The sequence below is a fragment of the Haloarcula nitratireducens genome (assembly GCF_019599505.1).
This window is the reverse complement of the sequence record NZ_RKLT01000053.1, coordinates 1-5,981: the sequence shown is the minus strand read 5'-3', so window position 1 is coordinate 5,981 and position 5,981 is coordinate 1. Positions and strand designations below refer to the sequence as shown.

General features: G+C 58.2%; 9 protein-coding genes and 1 pseudogene. 1 reads left to right on the top strand and 9 read right to left on the bottom strand.

Going from position 1 to position 5,981, the window contains the following annotated elements; all coding sequences use genetic code 11:
* From EGH23_RS26000 to EGH23_RS26975, 6 genes and pseudogenes are all read right to left on the bottom strand, one after another.
* Window positions 1-724: transcription initiation factor IIB (locus EGH23_RS26000; RefSeq protein WP_328767195.1), on the bottom strand; the 724-nt coding region annotated here is incomplete at its 3' end.
* Between the two features lie 6 nt (window positions 725-730).
* Window positions 731-841 (bottom strand): annotated as a pseudogene (locus EGH23_RS27480) (transcription initiation factor IIB); the annotation flags it as partial.
* Window positions 842-895: 54 nt separating this feature from the next.
* Window positions 896-1,537 carry an SWIM zinc finger family protein gene (locus EGH23_RS25995; protein WP_236045108.1) on the bottom strand — a complete coding sequence of 214 codons (642 nt, stop codon included), beginning with the start codon at window positions 1,535-1,537 and terminating at the stop codon, window positions 896-898.
* A 146-nt stretch (window positions 1,538-1,683) separates the two neighbouring features.
* Window positions 1,684-1,902, bottom strand: a complete 219-nt coding sequence (locus EGH23_RS25990) for a hypothetical protein (RefSeq protein ID WP_220582889.1) — start codon at window positions 1,900-1,902, stop codon at window positions 1,684-1,686.
* Window positions 1,895-2,119, bottom strand: a complete 225-nt coding sequence (locus EGH23_RS25985; protein ID WP_220582888.1) for a DUF8129 domain-containing protein — start codon at window positions 2,117-2,119, stop codon at window positions 1,895-1,897. Before EGH23_RS25985 ends, EGH23_RS25990 begins: the two co-directional genes overlap by 8 nt.
* Window positions 2,116-2,244 (bottom strand): hypothetical protein, encoded by a 129-nt coding sequence (locus EGH23_RS26975; protein ID WP_268899524.1) that lies wholly within the window; start codon window positions 2,242-2,244, stop codon window positions 2,116-2,118. The genes EGH23_RS25985 and EGH23_RS26975 overlap by 4 nt, the downstream gene beginning before the upstream one ends.
* Before the next feature lie 595 nt (window positions 2,245-2,839).
* Here EGH23_RS26975 and EGH23_RS25980 point away from each other — a divergent pair.
* The gene (locus EGH23_RS25980; protein ID WP_220582887.1) at window positions 2,840-3,046 is read left to right on the top strand and encodes a hypothetical protein; all 207 of its coding nucleotides are present in this window, start codon (window positions 2,840-2,842) and stop codon (window positions 3,044-3,046) included.
* A 566-nt stretch (window positions 3,047-3,612) separates the two neighbouring features.
* On the opposite strand, the gene EGH23_RS25975 is transcribed toward EGH23_RS25980, so the two are convergent.
* The 3 genes from EGH23_RS25975 to EGH23_RS25965 all read right to left on the bottom strand — a co-directional run bounded on the left by EGH23_RS25975 (window position 3,613) and on the right by EGH23_RS25965 (window position 5,834).
* Window positions 3,613-3,753 carry a hypothetical protein gene (locus tag EGH23_RS25975; RefSeq protein ID WP_220582886.1) on the bottom strand — a complete coding sequence of 47 codons (141 nt, stop codon included), beginning with the start codon at window positions 3,751-3,753 and terminating at the stop codon, window positions 3,613-3,615.
* 55 nt (window positions 3,754-3,808) lie between these two features.
* Window positions 3,809-4,747, bottom strand: a complete 939-nt coding sequence (locus EGH23_RS25970) for a DUF6610 family protein (protein WP_220582885.1) — start codon at window positions 4,745-4,747, stop codon at window positions 3,809-3,811.
* 127 nt (window positions 4,748-4,874) lie between these two features.
* A complete protein-coding gene (locus EGH23_RS25965; RefSeq protein WP_220582884.1) occupies window positions 4,875-5,834 on the bottom strand; it encodes a zincin-like metallopeptidase domain-containing protein in 960 nt (319 codons plus the stop codon).
* Window positions 5,835-5,981: the final 147 nt, after the last annotated feature.

Below are 5,981 nucleotides of genomic sequence, written 5' to 3'. Positions count from 1 at the left end.
CCATTGCATCACTGAGCGTCGTCTGTGTCAGTCGAATATCGGCCTGCTCACTCGCTAGATACACACACGCTACAGCGATACCGACTGGACCACCGTTAATCTCAGCAGACTCAGTTGCTCGCTCTGCTATTCGAGTTGCGTCCCGCTTGACCGGTTGCGGGACATCTCTTGGCAGCTCGGAGAAAACTTTCGGCACCCACTCGACCGGCCGCTGGACGGGAATCGGAATTTCCAGTTCAGTCTGGAAGGCCCGATATGTGTTCCACACTGCTACTTTCGAACAGCGGGCTTTCGCCGTTATTTCGTCCATCTGAACGACTATGTTGCATCGGCAGGCCACATAGACGGCTGCCGCCGCCCCACTCTCAATGGACCGACCAACCAGCAAATCGGCGTCCTGTGCCTGCGCAAAGAGCTTCGACGCCTGCTTACGAACCGATTGCCCGTACTCTAGTGCGCCGACCAGTCGCCGAATCTCGCCCAGCCCATGCGCTAGATTCCGGTCTCGCTTGGACTCGAACTTCGACCGACTGTGGAGCCGTCGCTGGCGATTGAGTCGCCGGCGCTTCTGCGGTGAAATATTGCCCTCATTGGAAAACCCAATCTTGGTAGACAGGCCGCCGTCGTGCATCGTTACCGTCTGAGGCGCACCAGTTCGCTTGCGCTCCTCGCGGTCGAACGACCGCCACTCGGGCCCATAATCAACGGGTGAATCCTCAGCCACGAGCCCACACGATTCACAGTGGGTCTCTTGATCGGTCTGTACGAGGTCGCCGGTACATTCGGGACAGCGCTGTATCGGGACGCTCGACTCGTGTCGCTGGACAGTTTGTGAAGACATTGGAAGACTCCTCACCCTCTGTGGGACGCGTAAAATAAGCCGAGAGCGACCCGTCTACGCCTCCGGCAGTCGGCCGTCGGGCCGTGGAACCAACCCGGCTCGAATCTCGATGTCGACCCGCCGAAGGTGCTTACACCGGGACGCGTCATCCGGACAGCTACACGTCTCCTCGAGGATGTCTACCTCGTAGACGCTGTCTGATGCCGACTGTACCTCGTACCGGCCGGGCTTTCGCAAAAAGGAAACGTCGATAGCCTCACGTTTCGCTCGCTTCGTCCGTGGGTCGTCGTGGGATTCGATTGCGAGGGGGCCGCTGTCTGATCGAGTGACACTGTTGTTGTCGGCTATGGCTTGCGCAACGCCACCGTCGGGGACTGCCCGTGTCGGTTCGGCCTCAACGTGCAACCCGAACTGATCGTCGAGCGCATCCTGATTCGCCCACTCGGGAATCGGACGCTCGCCGATGACGAACGCGACCCGACGGCGGTGTTTACAGGTGACAGACGGTCGATGCGAATCGTCAGGACACTCACAGCGTCCCTCGGCCATATCGACCAGATATTCCGACCCTGACGAGGAAACGACTAGATACAGGTCCGGTGCGTTTCGGACTCGCCCGACCGAGTCCAGCACGGACATCACTTCGGTCAGCGCAGCGACTGTCCGGTCGTCGACGTCGGCATGGTTACTGGACATCGGCGGCCTCCAGGGCAGCAACGGTGGTCGTGAGCGAGCTCTCGAGGGTAGCGATAGCAGTAGACATTGGTACAGGTGACGAGCGTTCTCAGTGGAACGCCCCTCACCTCGCTGGGGCGCACAAAATCGCCGCCTGAGGCACTCAGTCAGGAATCTGACTCGTCCACTAACTGTTCGTGGATATCGGGATTCACGACAGTCGCAACACCTTCGGCGGCGGTCAGTCCGTACTCTTCCCGAAGCAGATCGTGAATGTCGTTCGCGATGGCCGGCGCATCGTCGGGGACCGCTGGCTCATCCCCATGGGCCGGGATATCGTCGGGTCCGATACCATGGACTTCGATGAAGAGACGCTTGTCACTCATCGCCGTCACCCCGGCGGAGTTCACGAGCTCGTAACCGAAGTTTGTCTTGGACGTGCGTTCGGTCCTGATGTTTCGTCTCATAGGCCAGATACGCCTGAATCGTCTCGATGGAGTCCATACAGCGAATCCCAGCGAGAGTCGGCTGGAGCTGATTTCCTGACAGGAGTCGTTCGGGCGGGAGATCCTCCAGAACCGCGGCGTCGGAATCGCCGCTCATGCTTCCATCTCCTGCTGGTCCCACGTCGCGACCATTGCGGTGATAGCGTCAACGACGGTTCGAACCTGCTGTTGGAGTGGCGCTTGCTCCGAGACGTTGACGTCCAACTGTGCTCGGAGTGCCAAGAGATCTGGCGTGGTGAGACTCTCCGATTGCCGGGCAATAGTCCGCAGGATCTGTGCTTCGAGATCGGTCTCCGGAGTCCGTTGCGTCCGAACGGCTGCTGTAACCGACTCGACGGATACCTTTTGCTGATTGGAACACGATCCAGAAGGTCGCCGAGGTCGAGACTGTTGTTGAGACATCCTCTCACTCTCCAGAGGCGCACAAAATCACGGATTGCTGAATACCTGAACAGCAAAATGAGCGGGATTGATCGTGATCCAGTCCATGGTAGTCGGCTCGGAACAAGACACGATTTCGACAGGCAGCCGGCAGTAATAGTGGACGATAGACAGAGTGAATCATCCTGGGACGTAGTCTTCGCTACTCAGACGGGTCTGGGACCTTCGCCTCACCACAATCCAAACAGAATAGTTTGTCTGTTGCCCGGTCTCGCTTCAGCATCGCGTGGCAGTCGGCGCATCGGACTTCCGTCGAATCGAGGTTTCTTTGCAAAGGCATCAATCGGTGCTTGTAAAACATCCGTATTAAGTTCTCGCCCAACTAAGGTGTTTCAAAGTGGTTACTGACACCAAGCGTCGAGTCCTGAACGTACTGATGGCCCAGACCGGCGACCCACAACCCGAGTGGGCGCGTGGACGGACTATCCACACGGTCGCGAGCTCGCACGCGGGCATCCATCCCGACGACGTTCGCGATGCGCTCGCTACGCTCGTCGAGGAAGGCCGGGCCGAAGAGGACGAGGGTCGCTACCGGCCAGCGGAAGGCGTCGAACGGGTCCCGCACCCAGGAGAAATACAGTGACTGAACAATCAGAGAAGGCGGTCTCTGTCTGCGTCTACGTTACTCAAAACTAACTTTCGACGGTCAGCCATGCGATACTGATTACTCTAGGTCCTTCCAGACCCACCAGAATACAGAAACTGCGAATATCAGTACCACGATTCCGATTCCTACTCCGGGGCTGGTAAGGTACGCCCACCCATATCCTCCTTGAAGCATATGTTGTCGTATTCATGAATCCTAAATAATACCAGCGCTGGCCCCTACTTTCCAAGCCAGAGACGCCGACAGACTGGAATCCCGACCAGTAGGCCGACGACGTACACCCCGACGTAGATGTCCCTGTTCCCAGTGACAACCGGACCGGTGGTCGCCATCTACCAGCCATACTTAAGGCCAGACGCGGCAGACATCCAAAGTGGTACTTCAGTTCCCCAGAGATTCAACTCTGCGAAGAACAGTGCTGCGACAGCGATGCCGTCGACGAGTCTAGTGATGATCGTGCCTATTCTACCGCTATCAATTGTTGCTTCCTTCGTGTGTTCATGGTTTCGTGATGAGTTGTTCGAAAGAGTCACTCATCGGTCTTAGCGCTCTCCACCCGGTTCGCCCCCGAACACTTCACCCGAGGCCTGTGCCCGGCGATGCTCGGCGGCAATGGTGGTGACATCGTCGGTTGTGTAGTCCGGTACCTCTTCGTCAACTGGCTGCTGCTGATCAGTACTCATGCTGAGCCTCCCACCCGTCAGAGGCGCACAAAATCATGATACGGTTCGAAATCGCTTACGTCCGATTGACGGGGACGAGTCCTTCCCGATACTCGATACGATTCCGTTCACATTCAGAGCGATAGGCGAGTGTCTGTCCGTTCTCGTATTCGACGACAATCGCATCCTCAAGCTCAGTAGTCGTCGCGCGACTGCCGTCGGCAGCGAAGACCGGGTCCATTGGCTCCTCGTCCAGTGGATTCTGTCCAGTTCCCGACATCGGCCAGACGTCTCTTCTCTGCCAATAACGCCGAATCCATTCTAGACTCTCTCGTACGGTCGCTCGAATCGAGAGATGGTCGGCGTCACCGTAACCATGCGGCGTGAAATACTGACCCTTCAGAGCCGCTAGATGGATCCCGTTCCAGTCTACACCGACGATATCGGCTGGTGCTTCACCAGTGACACGCGGCTGTGTGAGGTTCTGGATTGCCTCGTATTGCTTGGGTGGGCTCGCGCCCAGCAAGTGAACCCGACGCTCGCGCCAATCCACGATGTTCGTGTACTCCTCGGCCGTTTTGTCGGAGTACCCCATCGGGTACCCCAGAACAATATCGTCATCGATTGCAGGAATCGCTTTCCGGCACTTCGGGACGATGATGATCTCCGTCCCCGGAAACTTCCCCTTCAACTCTCTCGCCGCCCGATTGTATCGCCGGGCTTCCTCCCGGTCGTACGCATCGCCCAGCATTCCGACAGCCGGTTCGTACTGTTCGAAGCGCTCGATATAGCGGTCCAAGTCGGGATTCCGAAAGTCGTTATCCAAGATCTCGATTGGGACATCAACGTTCCGCAGCGAGGATTGATAGGAATAGTCCTCACGAACACCGACTGTGAATCCTAGCGCGTAGGCGTCGATGACAAAGGGCTCCCGATGCAGGAACCCAACGTATTCGGCTTGCTTCGCATTATCGATAGCTGCCGCTGACCAGGAGTGTCGTGCATCTGTGGACATTGGAAACACGGACGCCCTGAGAGGCGCGCCCAGCTGCCCAGCGCGCCACAAATACGCCTCGTGAGTCCGGTACCGACGAACGATGATAGGCTAACCAACACTACTCAATATAGTCGGCATCTGTTGGTTAGCCTTCGACTGCGTCGATAAGATCAGCCGCTGTACTCGAAATCCGATCTAACCGATCTCGAACTGTCGCCGGCGCATCCTCGTCCCACGTGGCCAAGTAGAACGCTGAGTTGTCCGGGTCCAAGCCGAAGTGCCGACTGACGATGTAAGCCACCGCTTCAGCCTCAATCTCCAACCGCGATTTCTCCTCGCCAGGTTCACGCTCGAAGTGCATGGTCGCGTGGGCGAATTCGTGGATGAGCGTACTCGCAAGATCCGCCCGGTTTTCGCGGTCGACCACCTCCACGACCGGATTCGTCGTCGTCGGACTTCGCCGTTCACACACTCCACGTGCGGACCCGTGGCTCCACTCGTCGGAAGCAACGATAGTCGCATCCACACCGATGGCGTCGGTCGCAGCCAACAGGTCCTCGACGAGGCCGTCTGCATCACCACACGCTTCAGTTTCGAGATCAGGCAACGGCTCTCCCTCGGTCTGGGAAATGTCGAACACCGACGTCGGTCGGAACCCAACCAGCCCGCGTGACCAGTCGTCGGGGTCGATTTCGTCGTACGCACACCCCGTGTTCGCGTGATAGGACGGCGAGTTCCCACACTCAGGACATTTGTTGGTGATGATGGGTGCCCAGATCCAGATCGCATTTTCGCCTTGCTGGACGTGCCGGTCGAACTCTGCTTGCCATGTGTTGTACCCAGCGACCTTGGTCGCGTTAGGACACTGCAACTGAATCAGCAGCGTGTTCCGAGCCGAGTAATCGTGGAACTTGCTCTGCACCTCCAGCCACTGCTGGAACTGCTCGCTGGCCTGGGCCTCGTCGGTCAGTCCGGCGAGGTCCTCGACCCACGCATCAAGCTGGTCGCGCATATCGTCGGCTCGCGTGTCCGAGTCGTCGAAGGAGTGCGTAGTTTGCTGGCTGGACGCCGCTGCGTCAGAAAGGTCGGTTTGGATCGTCGCCATTGGTCTGTACCGGGACGCATTCTCGGGCGCGCCCCCGCACCTCCCACGGGGGGCAGAAAATCGTCGGTTGGGAGCTACTCGTTGTTCCGTGCCTTCGCGGCCGCCCAGCCCAAATGGAAGTACGCGAGTGCTTGATTCGACTCGAAG

Coding starts and splice junctions, on each gene's coding strand:
- EGH23_RS25990 (WP_220582889.1), bottom strand. CDS start 1,902: ATGAGTGACAAGCGTCTCTTCATCGAAGTCCATGGTATCGGACCCGAC.
- EGH23_RS25995 (WP_236045108.1), bottom strand. CDS start 1,537: ATGTCCAGTAACCATGCCGACGTCGACGACCGGACAGTCGCTGCGCTG.
- EGH23_RS25975 (WP_220582886.1), bottom strand. CDS start 3,753: ATGAGTACTGATCAGCAGCAGCCAGTTGACGAAGAGGTACCGGACTAC.
- EGH23_RS25970 (WP_220582885.1), bottom strand. CDS start 4,747: ATGTCCACAGATGCACGACACTCCTGGTCAGCGGCAGCTATCGATAAT.
- EGH23_RS25965 (WP_220582884.1), bottom strand. CDS start 5,834: ATGGCGACGATCCAAACCGACCTTTCTGACGCAGCGGCGTCCAGCCAG.
- EGH23_RS25985 (WP_220582888.1), bottom strand. CDS start 2,119: ATGAGCGGCGATTCCGACGCCGCGGTTCTGGAGGATCTCCCGCCCGAA.
- EGH23_RS25980 (WP_220582887.1), top strand. CDS start 2,840: ATGGCCCAGACCGGCGACCCACAACCCGAGTGGGCGCGTGGACGGACT.